This window comes from Candidatus Mycobacterium methanotrophicum, from assembly GCF_023515995.1.
GTDB lineage: Bacteria > Actinomycetota > Actinomycetes > Mycobacteriales > Mycobacteriaceae > Mycobacterium > Mycobacterium methanotrophicum.
Genome location: NZ_CP097320.1, coordinates 4589772 through 4608024 on the forward strand (window position 1 = coordinate 4589772; position 18253 = coordinate 4608024).

The 18253-nt window shown below is 66.5% G+C and carries 13 protein-coding genes and 4 pseudogenes; 11 read left to right on the forward strand and 6 right to left on the reverse strand.

Annotated features, from left to right (window positions below; all coding sequences use genetic code 11):
• Nucleotides 1-19: 19 nt before the first annotated feature.
• Together M5I08_RS23945 and M5I08_RS23950 are read right to left on the reverse strand one after the other, a co-directional pair.
• Nucleotides 20-500, reverse strand: a pseudogene (locus M5I08_RS23945) (SRPBCC family protein).
• Nucleotides 427-1200, reverse strand: coding sequence for an enoyl-CoA hydratase/isomerase family protein (locus tag M5I08_RS23950; protein WP_219070518.1), 774 nt, complete (start codon nucleotides 1198-1200; stop codon nucleotides 427-429). The pseudogene M5I08_RS23945 and the gene M5I08_RS23950 overlap by 74 nt, the downstream one beginning before the upstream one ends.
• An 89-nt stretch (nucleotides 1201-1289) precedes the next feature.
• Here M5I08_RS23950 and M5I08_RS23955 point away from each other — a divergent pair, with 89 nt between their 5' ends.
• Nucleotides 1290-2216 (forward strand): SAM-dependent methyltransferase, encoded by a 927-nt coding sequence (locus tag M5I08_RS23955; RefSeq protein WP_219070516.1) that lies wholly within the window; start codon nucleotides 1290-1292, stop codon nucleotides 2214-2216.
• Nucleotides 2213-2851, forward strand: a complete 639-nt coding sequence (locus M5I08_RS23960; RefSeq protein ID WP_219070514.1) for a class I SAM-dependent methyltransferase — start codon at nucleotides 2213-2215, stop codon at nucleotides 2849-2851. Before M5I08_RS23955 ends, M5I08_RS23960 begins: the two co-directional genes overlap by 4 nt.
• Before the next feature lie 70 nt (nucleotides 2852-2921).
• On the opposite strand, the pseudogene M5I08_RS23965 reads toward M5I08_RS23960, so the two are convergent.
• A pseudogene (locus M5I08_RS23965) lies at nucleotides 2922-3172 on the reverse strand (nitroreductase family protein); the annotation flags it as partial.
• A 57-nt stretch (nucleotides 3173-3229) separates the two neighbouring features.
• Entirely contained in the window at nucleotides 3230-3424 is a 195-nt protein-coding gene (locus tag M5I08_RS23970) for a hypothetical protein (RefSeq protein ID WP_219070513.1), read from the reverse strand.
• 269 nt (nucleotides 3425-3693) lie between these two features.
• On the opposite strand from M5I08_RS23970, the gene M5I08_RS23975 reads away from it, so the two are divergent.
• The 5 genes from M5I08_RS23975 to M5I08_RS23990 all read left to right on the forward strand — a co-directional run bounded on the left by M5I08_RS23975 (nucleotide 3694) and on the right by M5I08_RS23990 (nucleotide 11792).
• Nucleotides 3694-8559 carry a cation-translocating P-type ATPase gene (locus tag M5I08_RS23975; RefSeq protein ID WP_249762995.1) on the forward strand — a complete coding sequence of 1622 codons (4866 nt, stop codon included), beginning with the start codon at nucleotides 3694-3696 and terminating at the stop codon, nucleotides 8557-8559.
• Between the two features lie 161 nt (nucleotides 8560-8720).
• The gene (locus tag M5I08_RS23980; protein WP_249762996.1) at nucleotides 8721-9968 is read left to right on the forward strand and encodes an ISL3 family transposase; all 1248 of its coding nucleotides are present in this window, start codon (nucleotides 8721-8723) and stop codon (nucleotides 9966-9968) included.
• Nucleotides 9969-10013: 45 nt separating this feature from the next.
• Entirely contained in the window at nucleotides 10014-10583 is a 570-nt protein-coding gene (locus M5I08_RS27145; RefSeq protein ID WP_370328540.1) for an AMP-binding protein, read from the forward strand.
• Nucleotides 10547-11020 carry a hypothetical protein gene (locus tag M5I08_RS27150; protein WP_370328541.1) on the forward strand — a complete coding sequence of 158 codons (474 nt, stop codon included), beginning with the start codon at nucleotides 10547-10549 and terminating at the stop codon, nucleotides 11018-11020. The genes M5I08_RS27145 and M5I08_RS27150 overlap by 37 nt, the downstream gene beginning before the upstream one ends.
• A complete protein-coding gene (locus tag M5I08_RS23990) occupies nucleotides 11004-11792 on the forward strand; it encodes an esterase/lipase family protein (RefSeq protein ID WP_219068263.1) in 789 nt (262 codons plus the stop codon). The genes M5I08_RS27150 and M5I08_RS23990 overlap by 17 nt, the downstream gene beginning before the upstream one ends.
• Here M5I08_RS23990 and M5I08_RS23995 read toward each other — a convergent pair.
• Nucleotides 11783-12296, reverse strand: a pseudogene (locus M5I08_RS23995) (SDR family NAD(P)-dependent oxidoreductase); the annotation flags it as partial. The gene M5I08_RS23990 and the pseudogene M5I08_RS23995 sit on opposite strands and share 10 nt — an antisense overlap.
• Before the next feature lie 463 nt (nucleotides 12297-12759).
• Here M5I08_RS23995 and M5I08_RS24000 point away from each other — a divergent pair.
• Both M5I08_RS24000 and M5I08_RS24005 read left to right on the forward strand, forming a co-directional pair.
• The gene (locus M5I08_RS24000; RefSeq protein WP_219068269.1) at nucleotides 12760-13845 is read left to right on the forward strand and encodes an AMP-binding protein; all 1086 of its coding nucleotides are present in this window, start codon (nucleotides 12760-12762) and stop codon (nucleotides 13843-13845) included.
• Complete coding sequence (locus M5I08_RS24005) at nucleotides 13842-15206, forward strand: aldehyde dehydrogenase family protein (RefSeq protein WP_219068268.1); 1365 nt, start codon at nucleotides 13842-13844, stop codon at nucleotides 15204-15206. The genes M5I08_RS24000 and M5I08_RS24005 overlap by 4 nt, the downstream gene beginning before the upstream one ends.
• 8 nt (nucleotides 15207-15214) lie before the next feature.
• Here M5I08_RS24005 and M5I08_RS24010 read toward each other — a convergent pair whose 3' ends face one another.
• Complete coding sequence (locus M5I08_RS24010) at nucleotides 15215-15979, reverse strand: SDR family oxidoreductase (RefSeq protein WP_219068262.1); 765 nt, start codon at nucleotides 15977-15979, stop codon at nucleotides 15215-15217.
• Nucleotides 15980-16370: 391 nt separating this feature from the next.
• On the opposite strand from M5I08_RS24010, the pseudogene M5I08_RS24015 reads away from it, so the two are divergent.
• Nucleotides 16371-17115: pseudogene (locus M5I08_RS24015) on the forward strand (methyltransferase domain-containing protein).
• Between the two features lie 355 nt (nucleotides 17116-17470).
• On the forward strand, nucleotides 17471-17848 hold the full coding sequence (locus M5I08_RS24025) for a hypothetical protein (RefSeq protein ID WP_249762997.1): 378 nt from the start codon (nucleotides 17471-17473) through the stop codon (nucleotides 17846-17848).
• Nucleotides 17849-18253: the final 405 nt, after the last annotated feature.

Here is an 18253-nt window from a genome sequence, read left to right on the forward strand (position 1 = left end):
GAGAGCAATCTTGACGACCCTATCCAGGAGATCGCCCGGACTGAAAATGTCGTCGGATACCCGACCGCATCGCGATGTGTGCGTTGACCGCTTCACACTGAGTCGTCGCGGCCAGCGGACGGGGAGCCGCGATCCGTAGCCGCTCGGTGAGACGGGTGCCCGAGTTGATCGGTTCGAAGCTCACGGTGGCGCGTAGACGCACCTGGGGGAACTGACGCGCCTCGGTGATCGCATCTCCGCGTGCCGGGACCTCGACGCGGGCCCTGTAACTCACCCCGAGCGTGACTACTGCCCTCAACCAATGGGATGCGGTCGCGCACCCGATAGGTCTGCACGTACCCGTCCGCGGTCTCCTCGCGCGAAATGGTTCGCACCGAAACAACCAGCGGATGAACAACTTTGGTGTTGTTCAGGTCCACGTAGAAGTCACGCACCGCGTCGGGCGCCGCCGGTATGTCTTCGGTCAGCGTGTGTGCGGCATGGGTGATCCAAAGGCTCACGGTCGGCCAACTCAGCGGTTGCCGGCCAGCGCGTCGACAAATGCGGCGATGCGCCCGCGAGCATCTTCGGTGATCCAACTGGCCCGTACCTTCGCGTCCACCTGCACCCGCATCGATCGCGGCGCGAGTCGGCTGGTGCAGCGCTCGCTTGGTGGCCGCGTACACAGCCCGGGGAGTACTGACCGAGTTCGCGCGCCATCGCGATCGCCTGGGGAATCAGCTCATCGTTCGAGATGATGGCGTCGATCCAGCCGCGGGCCAACGCGGTGTCCGCGTCTATCGTCTTGGCCTGCAGGGTCGCCCGGGCCACCGACGTCCCCATTGCGAATCGGCATATCTCGAGGGCGGCCACCGGAAAAGGCACACCGACTCCCAACTCCGTGAGCCCGATGGTCCGCGCCGACATCAGTCGCACGTCGGCGCACAGGGCCAAGACGCACCCGCCGGCAATCGCATGCCCGTTGACCGCGGCGACCACCGGTGCCGGGTGGTCGAAGACCGCGAGAAACGCCTCGGAAAGCGCCGTCACGAAGGGCTCGACATACTCGGCGCCGCCGTCGACCAGCGCGCGCAGGTCGACACCTGCCGAGAAACACCGGCCAGCGCCGGTGAGCACGACCGGCCCTTCGACGTTTCGCATGATCCGCTGGCGTTCCTCGGCCTCTAAGCCCCGACGGGGCGAGCCGACCAGCGCCAACACCGCGGTCCGTCGACGAGTGACTTGTTAAGCCAGCTAAATACTTGTTATGCTAGCTAAGTACCGCCCCGATCCAACCGTAAGGAGCACGTATGCCGCGCACCGACAACGACACCTGGGACCTGGCGACCAGCGTGGGAGCGACAGCGACGATGGTCGCCGCCGCCCGAGCCGTCGCCAGCAAGGCCGACAACCCGCTGATCGACGATCGGTTCGCCGAACCGCTGGTCCGCGCCGTCGGCGTGGATTTCCTCACCCGATGGGTTACCGGAGACTTGGTCGCCGCCGACGTCGATGACGACGAGTCCAGCTGGAAGCTCGAGCAGATGCCCGACGCGATGGCCGTCCGCACCCGCTTTTTCGACGCGTTCTTTGCCGAGGCGACGCGCGCGGGCATCCGGCAGGCGGTCATTCTGGCGTCGGGTCTTGACGCCCGCGCCTACCGGTTGGACTGGCCCGCCGGGATGACCGTCTTCGAGGTCGACCAACCCGAGGTGATCGCCTTCAAGACCAACACGCTTGCCGGTCTCGGCGCTGAGCCGACGGCCGATCGCCGTGCGGTCGGCGTCGACCTTCGACACGACTGGCCGGCCGCGCTGATCGGCGCGGGCTTCGACACCAGCCAACCCACCGCGTGGATCGCCGAAGGACTGCTGGGCTACCTGCCACCGGATGCGCAAGATCGGTTGCTGGACAACATTTCCGCGCTCAGTGCCAACGGCAGCCAACTGGCCACGGAGGCTATCCCGGACATGCCGGAGGTCGATCGTGAGCGGGCGCGGGAGGCGATGCGCAAGGCCACCGAAAAATGGCGTGCGCACGGCTTCGGCCTCGAATTCTCCGAACTCGGGTACGAAGGCGACCGCAATGACGTCGCCGCGTATCTGGGCACTCTGGGCTGGCACTCGACCGGTCGGCCGATGAGTGACCTGTTGGCGGACAACCGTCTTCCGCCGGTGCCGCAGACTAACGACTCGGTGTCGATGGCCGACACTATCTACTACACCTCGAGCAAGTGACCGCTGCAGCGCAACGTCGCGGTTTCAACGATGCCGTGACACGGTTCTGGGGCTTCGCCGCCCCGGCCTACAACCTGCCGGTTCTGCAGCAGTGGGTCTACCGGCCGGCGCACGACGAAGTGGTCGGCCAACTCCGCGCGCATTCCTCTGCGCGGATAGCTGACATCGCCTGCGGCACGGGCATATTGGCTGACCGTATCGAGCGCGAACTGCATCCCGAGCAGGTGTACGGCGTGGATATGTCCGACGGCATGCTGAAGGCCGCGCGGGCCCGCTCGACGGGTGTGCAGTGGCTACGTGGCCCGGCCGAGCAGCTTCCGTTCGACGACGGGGCGCTGGACGCGGTGGTGACGACGTCGGCGTTTCATTTCTTCGACCAACCCGCGGCGTTAGCTGAATTCCGCCGGGTGCTGTCATCCGGCGGGCTGGCGGCGGTCTCGACGCTCAGTGCGCGCCAACCGCTGCTGCAAGGGCCGGCCACCAGCAGGTGGAAGCCGGCCCATCACCCATCGGCAGCAGAGATGCGGCGACTGTTCGAGGACGCAGGCTTCACCGTCGCGGAGCAACACCGGGTCCGGCGGCCGCTGTTAACCCGGGCGATCTCCGACGTGATCACGGTCGGCATCAAAAGCTGACGGCGCCGACCGCAGGAGCTCACCAGCCGGCTGGTCCCAGCGGTCGAGGTTGACCACGTCGCTCAACGGTCAGGAGCTGCGAGGCTGTCGGAAAGTGCTGCTGCGCGACCAAAACTGACGTGAATTCGCCGGCCCGATCGTGCAGCTCGTAGGTCGCGCGGTTGACGCCGGCCCGGCGGCTGTCGTCGGCGGCTGGTCGGCTCATCCCGGAGACGGGCTCGATCACCTCAAGGCGTGCACCGCCGCCTTCGCCACCACAGCGCGTTGCTCGGCCGACCGCAGCACGACGAAGCGCCCGGCCTGGGCGTCGGCGCCGGACGGCGGGGTTTGCGGGTAGCCCTCCGGCGAGTCCTCCCAGGTCTCCTGCCGTTGCCTGCACTAATGCAGATGCGCGCGGCCATCGCGATTCATCGCCGCCGGACCGATGAATTTCGGCTGCGGGGAGTATCGGTCAGCGCCGCGGACCTGGCTGTACTGCATCGCCAGCGACGACAGGGTGGGGCCATTCCCAGATGCGCTGGACCCCGAATCGGCGTTCGCCGCACCGGAAAGCATCCGATTGGCCCCGGTCACGGCCCTACAGGAGCTACTAGCCAATGGTGGCCGTCACGTCGCGCCCTGAAACATATTGCCTCGTACAGCCTTCCGGGGTGGCCAACGCCGACGTCTGCGCGAGTGTCGGCAGACATGTTTCCGTGAGCGAGTGCATGTAACAGCAGGCTGAGGCGCAGCCGGACGAAACCGCAACACGTACGCTCGTCTCATGTCGATGCGCAACGGCTCAAGCCGGCGGTTCCCCGGGGCGCACTGATCGACACGGTAGCCGTTGTGAAGGGTGATGGATGAGGGTTCCGGACGTAGCCGCCGTTGTCGGCGGTCTGACCGGTGGAGCAGTGGACATGCTGAAAGCCGGGATGAACGGCGTGGCCAGCGCCGCTGACACGGTGCAGATGCTGGCTGGCCCGGTGGTGAATTCGGTCAGTCAATCGACCGCCCGGGTGTTGGGGACAAGCAGTTCTGCTGACGGCTCAGCGAACGGTGCTGCGGCGACCGTACGCTGGCGAAGCGGGCGGCGAGTGCACCTGGATTTGGATCCGTTGTCACCGTTCCCGCGCTGGCACGAGCATGCGGCGTTGGTGGAAGGCCCGGTCCGCAAGGTGCCCGGGGTGGTCGCCGCCCATGTCGAGGGCTCATTAGGCCGGCTGGTGCTGGAATTCGAGGACGGCGCCGACAGCGACGCCGTCGTGGACAGGGTGCGCGACATCCTGGCCTCGGCGGCGGCGGGCCTAGCCGCCGCGGAGCCAGAAGCTGAGATCCGGACCGCGCCATTCGCCGACCCGGGTAACCCGTTGGCGATCTTGGTTCCGCTGACCGCCGCGGCCATGGACGTGGTTGCGATCGGCGCCGCGGTTACCGGCTGGGTCGTCAGGCTGCCGGTCGCGCCGCGAACCGCACGAGGCGCGGCCGCCATCCTCAATCATCAACCGCGGATGGTGTCAGTCCTGGAATCGCGGTTGGGTCGAGTGGGTACCGACCTGACGCTGACGGCTACGGCGGCGTTCGTGAACGGGCTCACCCAGGCGGTCGGTACACCAGTGCTGGACCTGGCCCAACGCAGCTTGCAGATTTCCGAGGCCGCCGCCCATCGCCGACGGTGGAGCGATCGCGAGCCAGAGCTGGCATCGCCTAAGCGGCCGCAAGCTCCGGTGGTCCCGATCATCTCGTCGGCCGGAGCGGATTCGCAGGCTCTGCGACACAACTGGGCCGGCGCAGAAGCCGGTGAGGCGTCGCACGTCGTGGTCGGTGGCGCGATCGACTCCGCAATGGATGCGGCCAAGGGTGCGATGGCCGGACCGATCGAGGAGTACGCCGATCAAGCCGCGAACGGTTCGCTGATCGCCGCGGCCGGCGCATTGCTGGCCGGCGGCAGCGCCGAAGACGCCGCCGACGCCGTGCTGGCCGGCGTGCCGAGAGCCGCCCACCTGGGCCGCCAGGCGTTCGCCACGGTACTTGGCCGCGGTTTCGCCGACGCCGGGCAGCTGGTCCTCGACCCAGGTGCGCTGCGTCGCCTGGATCGGGTGCAGGTCGTCGTCATCGACGGCGCAGCGCTGCGCGGCGACAACCGTGCGGTACTGAAGGCGCAGGGCGACTTGCCCGGTTGGGACGAGGACCGCGTCTACGAGGTCGCCGACGCGTTGCTACACGCTGAGCAGCCACCTGAACCCGACCCGGACGAGTTGCCCGCCACCGGCGCTCACCTGCGATGGATCCCTGCGCAGGGACCCTCGGCGATGCCCGCCCAGGGTCTGGAACGCGGCGATTTGGTGGTTGACGGCGAACGGGTAGGCAGTGTCGAGGTGGGCTGGGAGGTTGACCCGTTCGCGATTCCGCTGCTGCAGATCGCGCACCGGACCGGAGCCCGGGTGGTGTTGCGGCATGTGGCCGGCACCCAGGATCTGGCTGCCAGCGTCGCCGCCAGTCATCCGGCCGGCACACCGCTGCTAAGCGTCGTACGCGAGCTGCGGGTGGACCGCGGACCCGTCTTGCTGATCACTGCCCTGCACCGGGATTTCGCATCTACGGACACCCTGGCGGCGCTGGCCATCGCCGATGTGGCTGTTGCTCTCGACGATCCCCTCGCCGCAACACCCTGGACAGCGGACATCATCACAGGCACCGACCTGGCCGCGGCCGTGCGGATCCTGTCCGCTCTGCCCGCGGCGCGGCGGATCTCCGAATCGTCGGTGAACCTCGCCAAGGGCGGCACCACTCTGGCCGGGCTACTACTCGTCACTGGTGAACCCGGGCGTGTCAGCAACCCGCTTAGCCCGCGACGTTGGCTCAATCCGGTCAACGCAGCCGCCGCCAGCGCATTGGCGGCGGGAGCGTATTCGGCCGGCAAGGTGCTGCGGCAACCCGATCCCACCCCGCAACCGTTGACCGCATGGCACGCCCTGGACCCCGAGATCGTCTATTCCCGGCTCGCCGGTCGCATCCAGCCCCTCACAGTCGAGGCCGGCACGGCGCCATGGCGACGCGTTCTCGAGGACCTGTACTACGAGCCACTGATGGCGCCGCTACGACGGCCGTTAAATCGGACGAGGCAGCTACTGGAAGCGACTCGGCACGAGCTCGCCGACCCGCTGACCCCGATCCTCGCGGTAGGCGCAGCGGCGTCGGCGATAGTCGGCAGCAACGTGGACGCGCTGCTGGTTGCCGGCGTGATGACGGTCAACGCCTTGACCGGCGGGGCTCAGCGGTTACGGGCCGACGCGGCGGCCGCCGAACTGTTCGCCGAACAGGACCAGCTCGCACGCCGTGTCGTCGTGCCGGCGGTAGCAACGACGCGACGCCGCCTGGAAGCGGCGCGACACGCCGAACGCACAGTCACGGTGGCGGCGAGTGCACTGCGTCCCGGCGACGTCATCGACTTGTCCGCGCCGGACGTGGTCCCCGCTGATGCGCGTCTGTTGGTCGCCGAGGACCTCGAGGTCGACGAATCCCTGCTGACCGGTGAGTCGTTGCCGGTCGACAAGCAGGTCGATGCGGTTGCCGCCAGTGATCCCGACCGGGCCAGCATGCTGTTCGAGGGCAGCACGATCGTCGCCGGGCATGCTCGGGCGATCGTGGTGGCCACCGGTGCGGGCACTGCGGCGCATCGGGTGATTTCGGCGGTCGTCGATATCGAATCGGCGGCCGGAGTGCAAGCCCGGCTGCGCGAGCTGACCGCCAAGGTGCTTCCGCTGACGCTCGCCGGAGGCGCCGCGGTGACGGGCTTGGCGTTGTTGCGTCGCACGTCGTTGCGTCAGGCTGTCGCCGACGGCGTCGCAATCGCGGTGGCCGCCGTGCCGGAAGGCCTGCCGTTGGTGGCCACCCTGTCCCAGCTCGCCGCCGCCCGGCGGCTGTCGGCGCGCGGGGTGCTGGTCCGCGCACCGCGCACGATCGAAGCACTGGGTCGAGTCGACACCGTGTGTTTCGACAAGACCGGCACGCTCACCGAAAACCGCCTGCGCGTAGTGCGTTCGGCGCCGGCCTCAGCCAACCCGCGAGGCCCTTTGCCCGACCTTGCTGACCCCCAGGCCGCCCACGTTCTGAGGACCGCGGCGCGCGCGACCACCCAACCGCAGGAGGGGCAGGGGCACGCCCACGCCACCGACGAGGCGATTCTCGAGGCGGCGGATTCGCTCATCCGCGGAGGCGATTCGGACTGGAACCTCATCGCCGAGGTGCCCTTTGAGTCCAGTCGCGGCTTCGCCGCGGCGATCGGCAGCCTTCGCGGGGACCCGAAAGCCCCGTTGCTGGTGCTGAAGGGGGCTCCAGAGGTGGTCTTGCCGCGCTGCCGGTCCGCGCATCCGCAGGCCGACCAAGACCATGCCGAGTCGTTGGTTCACAGCCTTGCCGAGCAAGGCTTGCGGGTGCTGGCGGTGGCGCAGCGCCGCTGGGAACACGAGACCGAGGACGACGAAGACACCGATGCCGACGCCGTCGACGCTGCCGCGCTGGATCTCGAGTTGATCGGCTACATCGGTTTGGCGGACACCGCACGCCCATCGGCGCGCCCGCTGATCGAGGCGCTGCAGGACGCCGACCGCAACGTCGTGCTGATCACCGGCGATCACCCCGTCACCGCGCGAGCGATCGCCCGCCAGCTGGGCCTGCCAGCGGACGCGCGGGTGATCACCGGAGCCGAACTGAGCGGCCTCGACGAGGACGCCTGCGCCAAACTCGCCGCCGACGTGCAGGTCTTCGCCCGGGTCAGCCCGGAACAAAAGGTGCAGATCGTCGGGGCGCTGCAGCGTTGCGGGCGAGTGACCGCGATGGTCGGCGACGGCGCCAACGACGCCGCCGCGATCCGGATGGCCGACGTGGGCATCGGGGTGAGCGGTCGAGGTTCTTCAGCCGCCCGCGGCGCCGCCGACATCGTGTTGACCGAGGACGACCTGGGCGTGTTGCTCGACGCGTTGGTCGAGGGCCGCGGGATGTGGGCCGGTGTGCGCGATGCGGTGACGATCCTGGTCGGTGGCAACGTCGGCGAGGTTCTGTTCACCATCATCGGTACGGCACTCGGCACCGGACGGGCGCCGATCGGAACCCGTCAGCTTCTGCTGGTGAACCTGCTGACCGACATGTTCCCCGCGCTCGCGGTCTCCGTCACACCGCAGTTCGACGAACCCGAAGCCGACGAGTACAAGACGGAGGAGGAAGCCGACGAGGCACGCCGTGCCTACCAGAGATCGGTGCTCACGGCGCCGACACCTTCGCTGGACGCTCCGCTGATGCGGCAGATCGTCACCCGCGGCGCTGTCACGGCTGCCGGCGCAACGGCGGCCTGGGCTATCGGGCGTTGGACTCCGGGCACCGAAAGGCGCACGGCAACAATGGGATTGACTGCTCTAGTGACGACGCAGCTGGCCCAGACGCTGCTGGCCCGGCGGCACAGCCCGCTGGTCGTGGCGACTGCGTTGGGCAGCTCCGCAGTGCTGGTCGCCATCGTCCAGACTCCAGGCGTCAGCCAGTTCTTCGGCTGCACGCCGCTGGGGCCGGTCGCCTGGACGGGTGTGGCTGGCGCCACCGCGGCGGCCACCGGCCTATCGGTGTTGGCGCCCAACTTTTTGGCCAAGGCCGCCGGAATCGCCGAGGCCGACGAAACGTGCTGCTCGGATTCGCGTTTCGGCACCCAGCGGCGGGCACTGCCAGCAAGATCATGAGTGCGCGTTTCCGAGCAACTCAGGGGAAGTCCGATGACCCAGACAAGTCCGGCTCTTCTGCCATAGTCGTGGGTTCGTGACCAGGGGTTTTGGGGCGCAACGCCGTGTCCTGCTTACGTTTTGGACTGCAATCGGGTTCAAGACGGAAGGGGTGTACGGCGTTGCGCAAATCCAGGGTATTCGCGACGGTCCTCGGTGGCCAGGACATGGTCATCGACGACGTGATGATCGAGACCGAGACTTCGCGCGGCAAACAGCCGGTGACCAGCGAAGCGCTGGTGTTTGCGGTGCGGCCCAAGGCAAACCAGGCCAGCCGGTGCTCGCGGTGCCAGAAACGCTGTCCGGGCTATGACGGCGGGGACGCGATCAGGCGCTGGCGCAGCCTGGATCTGGGGACGACGAAGGCCTATCTGCAGGCCGCCGCACCGCGGGTAGCCTGCCCCGAGCATGGAGTGGTGGTGGCGCATGTGCCCTGGGCGCGGCCCGGCGCCCGCCACACCTGGGCGTTTGAGGACACAGCCGCGTGGCTGAGCGCGCATGCCGCCATCAGTGTGGTCGCGGTGTTTTTGCGGGTGGCCTGGCGCACCATCGCCGCGATCGTGGGCCGGGTGGTCGCCGATGGCCGCGACACCAACGACCTGCTCGTCGGACTGACCCGCATCGGCATCGACGAGATCGCCTACCGCAAAGGCCACCGCTACTTGACGTGCGTGATCGACCACACGACAGGCAGGTTGGTGTGGGCCGCCGAAGGCCGCAACAAAGACACCCTGGGCCGGTTCTTCGACCAGCTCGGCGCCGAACGTGCCGCGGCGTTGACTCACGTCAGCTGTGATGGGGCGGAATGGATTCACGCCGTGCTGCGGGACCGGGCCCCGGCCGCGGTGATCTGCCTGGATCCGTTTCATGTCGTGGCCTGGGCGCTCAAGGCCCTCGACAAGGTGCGGGTGCGTACCATGGCCCGCGCCGGCGTCCGCGACCGGCATGCGATGTGGGCGGTGCGCAAGAACCCGGCCGACTTGACCGGTGAGCAACGCACCAGCCTGGCCGCAATCACGGCTACCAACGCCACGCTGTATCGGGCGTATTTGCTCAAAGAGCAACTCCGCGAAGTCTTCCGGGTCAAAGGGCGCGACGGCCGTCGTCTGCTGGCCGGTTGGCTGTCCTGGGCGTCGCACTCGCGCATCCCGGAGTTCGTCGCCGTAGCCCGCACCGTCCGCCGTCACAAGGAGCTCATCGGCAACACCCTCGACCACCAACTGTCGAATGCCCGCTCGGAAGCCACCAATACCCACCTGCGGGCCTTGACCAAGCGTGCGTACGGGTTTCACAGCCCTGAGGCGCTGATCGGCATGGCCATGCTCACCCGCGGCGGCCTGTGCCCCGCACTACCCGGCCGAGCAGCATGAAACCCGACCCACGGAAACGTCAGGAGATCCACAAGTCCTCCCAATTTGGCACTGCTGTTCCTACACCGCGTTGATACATCCGCAGATCGGGAAGCGTTCCGCTACCCCGACAATGAGGCCAGCGGCAAATGGGCTTCGGTCACCTGGAAGCAGACCGCCTTGCGGGTCGAAGCGCTGACTGCCGGCCTGCTGGCGCTGGGCGTCGCGGCCGAGGATCGGATCGGCATCGCATCGACCACCCGATTCGAATGGATCCTGGCCGACCTGGCGATCATGTGTACCGGCGCGGCAACCACCACCGTCTACCCGAGCACCAACGCCGACGACACGGCCTACATCCTCGCCGACTCCGAGTCGCGGATCGTCTTCGCCGAAGACGACACCCAACTGGTCCAGCTCAAAGAGCACCGTAATGAGTTGCCCAACCTCGCCAACGTGGTCGTCTTCGAGGGAGCTGGCGACGGCGACTGGGTACCCGGCAAACCCAAAGGGATGCGGCTGCGCCACGAGGCGTGGGTCTACACCGGCGCCGCGATCCGCGACATGGACCTGCTCGGCGAAGACGACGTGCAACTGCTGTGGCTGCCGCTCGCGCATTCGCGGCCGGCCTCTTGATCCTGGAAGGCTCCGGGCTGACCGAGTCGGCCGGCGCGGGCTTCATCAACCGTCCCGACAACTACAAGCTCGGCACGGTAGGTCTGCCGTTCGAGGGCACCGAGGTGCGGATCAGCGAAGCGGGCGAGGTCCAGTTCCGCAGTAAATGCGTGATGGCCGGCTACCACCGCCCGTACGCCAGCCAATTCATGGTGTTCGTCGAGGGACGCAATTTCGTTGCCTTGGTCGCCCTCGATTCCGACGCGATCAGCGGCTGGGCCAAAGAGCACGGCAAGAAGCTCAACGCCAACCTCAATCGGTGGGAGACCATCAAGAAATGGGCTCTGCTTGACCACGAACTCTCGGTCGAGACTGGCGAACTCACACCCTCGCTCAAGGTGAAGCGCGGTGTCGTCGCCGAGCAGATCAAGGAAACGTTGAATGCCTTCTACTCCTGAACCCGTCGAGCCCGGCATCGAGCAATCCGATCAGGTCCCCGATGCCGTCAATGCGGCCCCGCCTGGACATCTTCTGCGCGCGCTGGAATGGCGCACCGGCATCGAATATCTGGTCACTCTCGCGGCCGCCCGACGGATGGCCGACTGGCCTCGCGGTGACGGCCATCCGGTTCTGGTGATCCCGGGATTCCTGGCCGGACCGTTTTCGACGCAGCTCCTGCGTGATGTGGTGCGCCGCTTGAACTATCGGGTCTACGACTGGGGTTTGGGCTACAACCTGGGTTACCGGGCCAGCATGAAGGAAACGCTGCCGGCGCGCCTGCGCCACATCCGAGAACGGGCCGATGGGCGCAATGTGAGCGTCATCGGCTGGAGCGCCGGCGGGATCTATGCCCGGGAACTGGCGCGCGCCTTCCCTGATGATGTCCGGTCGGTGATCACGCTGGGATCCCCGTTTCGCGGGAACCATCGGGCCAGCACCGCGTGGACCGTCTGGCGACTGGTCAACCGCGGCAGCGAGGCTACCGAAGCCGTCTCCGCAGCCGCGCAGCTACGCCGCGACCAGCCGTTGACCGTTCCGACGACCTGTATCTACAGCAAAAGCGACGGCATCGTGGCGTGGCAGTGCTGTACCAGCTTGCCCGCACCGCAGACCGAAAACGTCGAAGTACACAGCAGCCACCTCGGCTACGGCCACAACGTGCAGACGCTGTCGGTGATCGCCGACCGTCTCGCGCAGCCGGAAGGCCGCTGGCGGCCGTTTCGGCGCTGAGCCGCCGCCCTTAGCTCGGCAGCTCCTTTCGCAGCACCTTTCCCCGGAAGTTTTCGCAGAATCGGTGTGGGCTCGATCGTCCTGGTGCGCACCAGTGCGAAGTACACCGGGTTGACGTCGACACCGACGGCGTGTAGTTCTGGTGCCACGCTGCGCAGCCAGCGGTCGAAGGCCCCCTTGGATGCCTGGTAGACACCCCACTGCGGACCCGGCGGGACGCGCACCGCCACGCTCGAAACGTTGACGATGCGCCCGCGGCCCTGCTCTCGCATGGCGGGAAGGACACTCAGCAGCAGCTGAATCGGACCCCGGTAGTTGATGCCGTGCGACGACCAGGACCGTAGCTCCTGCCCCGGCGACCTTGCGGGCCGTCGCTTCGCCGACGCCGAAGGACGCTCCGGTCACCAGCACGGTCTTTCCGGAAATCGCGCCGCGCAACTTGTCCGGATCAGAGATCCGCGCCGGATTGGCGAGCAGGTCGACGGCTTTCGCCGCCACATTCATCAGCCAATTCTCCTCCTGTCGGCATGCTACGGGCTGAACAGAAGTCGGCGGTGTCCACCGCAGTGTCGGGGGCCACTGAGGGCAACGTCGGGGTAGACAGCTGTGGGCATCGTGATCGGGTCTCGCCCTTCCGCATCATCGAGCGCGCGGCTTCTAATTCATCGGTCACAGCAGTACCGCAAGCTGGGAACCGGCCTGTTTCGCAAAAGAAGCCGTATGCGATATCAGATATCGAAGCGATCGGTTGACGTCAGTCGGCGCGTGATATCACATGCGCCGCGAAACGCAGAGCAACTACAGACCCAGCCGATAAGGCTCCTGGGGCTGGTGTGGCAAACTGTGCACAACTGTGACCGACAGAGAGATGTCGCCCCGGTTAACCCTGCACGAAAACCATTCTCGATGAGGCAGATTCGCCGCGGCGGATTGCTTGGGTGATCGGGACTGCGACATGATCGATGGCGTGGCCGACATCGATTTCTCGTTGCTGGATGTGCCGCGGTCGGCGCCGGTCGACGACCCCAAGGCGTACTTACGCGCTGCGATCGCCTGGCACTTCGGCGACGATACCGGCAGCACGTTCTGGTTACGCGCGGCGCGCACGCTCAACTTCAACCCGCTAACCGATGTCAACACCTTCACCGATTTGCGGCTTTTCCCCAACCTGCTGAAGGACCTGCGGAGCGTCCCCGTTGAACAGTTGATCCCGCGCGGATACGGATCCCCGCCGCCGCTTCCGCAGATATTCGAGTCCGGCGGCACCACAGGTGCGCCCAAAAGGACGGTGCAGCTGCCTGATTGGATCGAACAAGTAGTCCAGTGGCAAACCGAGGACTTCGCCAACGGCGGATTTCTGCGCGGCCGTGGCTTCGTCTGCATGATGCCGAGTGGGCCACACGGGGTGGGCTACTTTTCTCGGCTGGTCTCCGAACGACTCGGCTCAGTTTTTCACGCGATCGACTTGGATCCCCGATGGGTCAAGAGGCTTGCCGCCCCGGAGGTGTCCGCTTACGTCGACCACCTCATCGAGCAGACCGTGCATATTCTTGCGACCCAAGACGTGGCAAATCTGCACACCACTCCCCCGCTGCTCGAGGCCATGGCTCGTAACGACCACGTGGCGAACCTGGTGAACGGGAAGGTTCGCTTCCTACTGCTCAGCGGTGCCCACGTGGACGTCGATACACTCGACTTGCTGCGCGAGATCTTTCCGAATACGGCGATCACGATGGTGTTTGGCAGCACCATGATTCTCTCCCAAGCGATGACTCGCCCGAACGACGGCGGCGATCAGTTCATTTTCGATCCGCGCTCGCCCTATGTGGTCTTTTCGGTGGTCGATCCCGACACGGGCCAGGAAGTGCCCTACGGGCAGCGCGGGCAGGTGGTGATGAACCATCTCAGCAAGGGCATGCTCCTTCCGAACAACCTTGAGCGCGACAGCGCGATCCGGCTGCCGGGACCCCAAGGCCAAGTTGGCGATTCGCTTAGCGAGGTACGTCCCGTCGCGGCTTTCGAAGGTGAGCCAGTCATCGAAGGCGTCTACTGATGCGCATCGATGCGCTCGGGCCCAGCGGCGCGTACCACACCCGCAACCGCGAAATTGTCATAACCACCGCCGGCGCCGCGGTTGTCGATCTCGGTATCGTGCCGCCGCTGTATGTCTCGCGCACTATCACCGCTCAACGCGACACGCGACCGCTGCCGGCGCGACAACGCGAAGCCGCGTTGGCCGTAGCCGCCGACGCTTTCGCCACCGGGGTGATCGCGGGACTGAACTTCGACGACTACGCCGAGCTGGCCAGCGAGATCTCTGGGATCCCGATCGCGGTCACGCGGTCGAGCGCACGCGGCGTGGCCGATGCTGTGGCTTTGGCATTCAACGCGGTGCAGCTGGCCCGACCGACCGGCGCCGTCCCGGATTGGCACGACAGGCGCCCCCGCAACGGCGCCGCGGTGTGGGTGCGGCGAGGGAGCGTGTTCGGCGTACTGGCGTCTGGGAACGGCCCGGGCGTGCACGGGCTGTGGCCTCAGGCGCTCGCGCTGGGCTACCGGGTGGCAGTCCGCCCGTCGCGTCGTGAGCCACTCACCGCGCACCGGTTGGTTCACGCGTTGCGAGAGGCGGGATTTCGGCCCGAAGACGCGGTGTACCTGCCGACCGATCATCGCGGCGCCGGCGAGATCATCCGATCGGCCGACCGCACCATGGTCTACGGGAGTCAAGCCGTCGTCGACAGATACGCCAACGACCCGACGGTGATGGTCAACGGGCCGGGCCGGGCCAAGATTCTGATCACCGCCGATCAGGACTGGCGTGCCTACCTGGACGTCATCACCGATTCGATCGCCAACCTGGGCGGAATCGCATGCGTCAACACGACCGCCGTACTCTATGAGGGCGATCCCACGCCTCTGGCCCGTGCGATCGGCGAACGGCTTTCGGCAATTGAAGTACTGCCGATCGATGATGAGCGAGCGATACTGCCCACCAAAAACATCGACCAGGCAAAGGCTTTAGCGAGTTATCTGATGACTGCGGCGGCAGGCAGCACCCCGGTGCTCGGCTCCGACCAGGTGGTCGCCGCGCTGACCGATTGCTGTGCCGCACTGCGCCCGGCTGTGCATCTCATGGCCACGCCCGACGTCGCGAAGCTCAATGTGGAGCTGCCATTTCCATGTGTGTGGGTCTCACCGTGGTCACGCTCCGATGGTGTGGATCCGCTGCGGAACTCGTTGGTGCTCAACGCAATCACCGACGACGAAGACCTGATCGACGATCTGTTGGCCGAACCGACCATCGCCAATGTCTACCGCGGCCACCATCCGACCTATTACGGGGCGCCCGAAATCCCGCACGACGGGTTTCTCGCCGACTTCTTGATGCGCACCAAAGGCTTTATTCGCGACTGAGACTTCCCTCAGCGGCCCAGCGCAGCGATCATGGCCTGGTTGAAGGCGGGATAGATCTCGTCGTAAGCTCCGTCCCGCTCGGCGAACCGGAACCCTTTGACGCGCTCCACAATGATCTCCTCGGCCTGCGGTTGGGTTCGCAACAGCGTTATCGTCTCGGTGATGTAGTCGTCCAGGGGCATTGCCCTCGGATCGAACCCGCGGTCGCCCTGCAACGCGGTCTGCACGTGCGGCGGAATGATTTCGATCACCTGGACCCCGGTTTCGCGCAGCTGGAATCGCAGCGACTGGGTATAGGAGTGCAGCGCTGCCTTGGTGGCGCAATAGGTCGGCGTGAGCGCGCTCGGCATGAACGCCAGCCCGGACGTGACGTTGAGGATCGCCGCGTGTGGCTTGCCCAGCAGCCTTTGCAGCAACGCCGCGGTGAGCCTGATCGGCCCCAGCAGATTGATCGCGATCGTCTGCGCCGCCGCGCCGGGGCCGCCGCCGACGAGATCCTCGACGCGCTGGATGCCGGCGTTGTTGACGATGACGTTGAGGTCCGGGTGGTTGTCGGTGAGTTCGATGGCGAATCGCCGGATGTCAGCGGCGTCGCCTTGATGCAGCGACAGGTAATGGATGCCCGGGTTGGCGTCGGCGACCTCCCGAAGCGGTTCGATGCGCCGGCCGGCGATGACGACCTGGTTGCCTAGTCGGTGTAATGCCTCGGCCAAACCGCGGCCGATCCCGGTGCCCCCACCGGTCACCAGGATCGTGTTGCCGGTCATCTGCATGGCGCGCTCCTTCCGTCGCTATCTCATACCTGACATACTGCGGCAACAAAGCCGCCGCAGGAAGACCCCGTAATCCTGCCGGTGCGACTGAACCTGTTCACTAATCGCGAGCTCGCCAATTCATTGGGGAGCGCGGCCCAAACTGTGATACTCATCGTCCGTTGTTACCTCGACCAGCTCATCGACGAGGTCGTGGCGCCGGGTGTTCGCGGACTCCTTGGCGGGGGCGCTGGGCCCTTCGGGTGTCGGTCGGCGGGGACGCATTGCCCATCCTGGCCGGCGCCTGATGGCCTGGCGTAGGCTGCGAACAGCAGCCAGCCGTGGCAGCAGGGGTGCGGCTCCGCTTTTCGTAAACGCTGGTTAAACAGGGCATTTCATTGAAGGCGTGCGCATGACGACCGTTAACACAACGTTGCCTCCGGCGCTGCAGCGGGCGCTGGGTCTGCTCGTCGATCCGCCCACCGAACCGGATGCGAGCAAGGGCTATCTCGACCTGCTGAGCGGTTCGGCAGCTGACGACGAGGGCCCGGCCAGGAACACGGGTCCGATCCAGGCGGTGTGGGCGTCCCCGATCGGGTCGATGCTCTACGACAACGCGCAGGCCATATCGCGCCGGTTCGTTTCCTTGTTGCAGCATCCGATCGAGTGGTTGAACATCCCACCGGGCGGCATCGCGTTGGACGTCGGCTCGGGTCCCGGGTCCGTCACCGCGTCACTCGCGCGCCGCGGGGCCGGACGGGCTGGCGCTGGGCGTCGACATCTCCGCGCCGATGCTGGCGCGCGCCGTACGCGCTGCAGCCCGACCGCAGGTCGGCTTCCTGCGTGCAGACGCCCAACGGCTGCCGCTGCGGGACCGGTCCGTCGACGCCGTGGTGTCGATCGCCGTCCTGCAGTTGATTCCTGACCCTGCGGCAGCACTATCCGAGATGGCGCGGGTACTGCGGCCTGGCGGCCGACTTGCGGTACTGGTGCCGATGGTCCGCCGTCTGCCGCAGCTATGGCTGAAGCTGCCCGACGGTGGGGCGTACGTGTTCGGCGAAGACGAAATTGCCGACATTCTGGAAGAGCATGGCTTCGCCAGCGTGCGGACCAAGACCATCGGCACGTTCCAGTGGGTGCGAGCCAAACGCGGCTGATCCGGCCGCGTGTCCTTCCTGGGCACTCGGCGTTGTCGAACTCATGCGCCGCCCGACATTGCCAGGCCGATGTACGGATCTACGCTGACTGCTGTCATTGAAAATGCCAACGGCGAGTGGTCGGCCGGGGACCGCCGTTGGCGGGGCCAGGGTAGTCGTCCGTTTAGGTCCTCACTTCGGCGGCGAAGGTTGCATACTGCGGAAGGTCCTCGTCACGCAGTCCTCGAGCAGGGCGTTGCGTGTAGGCCAGCCGTTGGTGGTGGCCAACAACGCATATAGGCCCGGCAGGAAACCACCGCAAATCGGCCGTAACCACGGGACGATCAGCCACAAGGGAGCTATAATCCGGCGTGTGATGACCCCGTCAGACTCCTGGGGGAACGAACGTGGGCAACTATCGCATCGGTTTCAGGTGCGAAATCAAGTACCCGGTCGCAGGCAGGCCCGACGGCTCAGCAAGCGCTTCGCCCGGGTCGGCGTCAACACTCCGCCAGAGCGACTCCGGCTGGTGCTGGCGGGTGGGGCGGTGGGAGCTGACGAGGTCACCGACGTCGCGTTTGCGTTCATCGCTACCCAGCTGCGACGTGAGCAACTGTCTGCGAAGGTCACGTGCCTGAAGCGCCGCTGTGCACGCTCGCTGATCTTTGTGGGCTTGGTTCTCGTCACGCTGAACTTTCTGTTCTGCATGGCCTACGCCTTGTTCAGCTTGACCCTTGAAGTTTCGCCGTTGTGAAGGTGGCGGCGGCGAGCTGAAGAATCTCCTCGCGTTCCGCGGCCAAGATGAACCCGGGCTGAATCGCCGAATCGAGCGCACCGGTGAAGCGCTCTAAATAATCCGCAACCCCGCCCGGGTAGAGCCCACGCACGGTGCCGCGAAGCCACTGGCTATCAGGTTGTCTCGCAGCGTAATAGCATCGTCGCGGGCCTCCGCAAAGATCCGTCTCGGTGATGATGGTGACGGGCGGGTCACGCAGGTCCGGGCGAAACCTCACCGCGTAGGACTCCGCGTTGTCCAGCACGTCGAATATCGATCCCGCCGGTGGCCGCGCGAACCATCGCCGCCCTGTTCACCGATCTCGCGATCGAAACACCGCTAGCCGCTTGATGATTCGGCGCATGCCAGTCACCCCGCATCGCC

What these genes read in the sequence shown, in the direction of transcription:
- M5I08_RS23955 (WP_219070516.1), top strand. Translation starts at nt 1,290, where the DNA reads ATGCCGCGCACCGACAACGACACCTGGGACCTGGCGACCAGCGTGGGA.
- M5I08_RS23975 (WP_249762995.1), top strand. Translation starts at nt 3,694, where the DNA reads ATGAGGGTTCCGGACGTAGCCGCCGTTGTCGGCGGTCTGACCGGTGGA.
- M5I08_RS23990 (WP_219068263.1), top strand. Translation starts at nt 11,004, where the DNA reads ATGCCTTCTACTCCTGAACCCGTCGAGCCCGGCATCGAGCAATCCGAT.
- M5I08_RS24010 (WP_219068262.1), bottom strand. Translation starts at nt 15,979, where the DNA reads ATGCAGATGACCGGCAACACGATCCTGGTGACCGGTGGGGGCACCGGG.
- M5I08_RS24025 (WP_249762997.1), top strand. Translation starts at nt 17,471, where the DNA reads ATGACCCCGTCAGACTCCTGGGGGAACGAACGTGGGCAACTATCGCAT.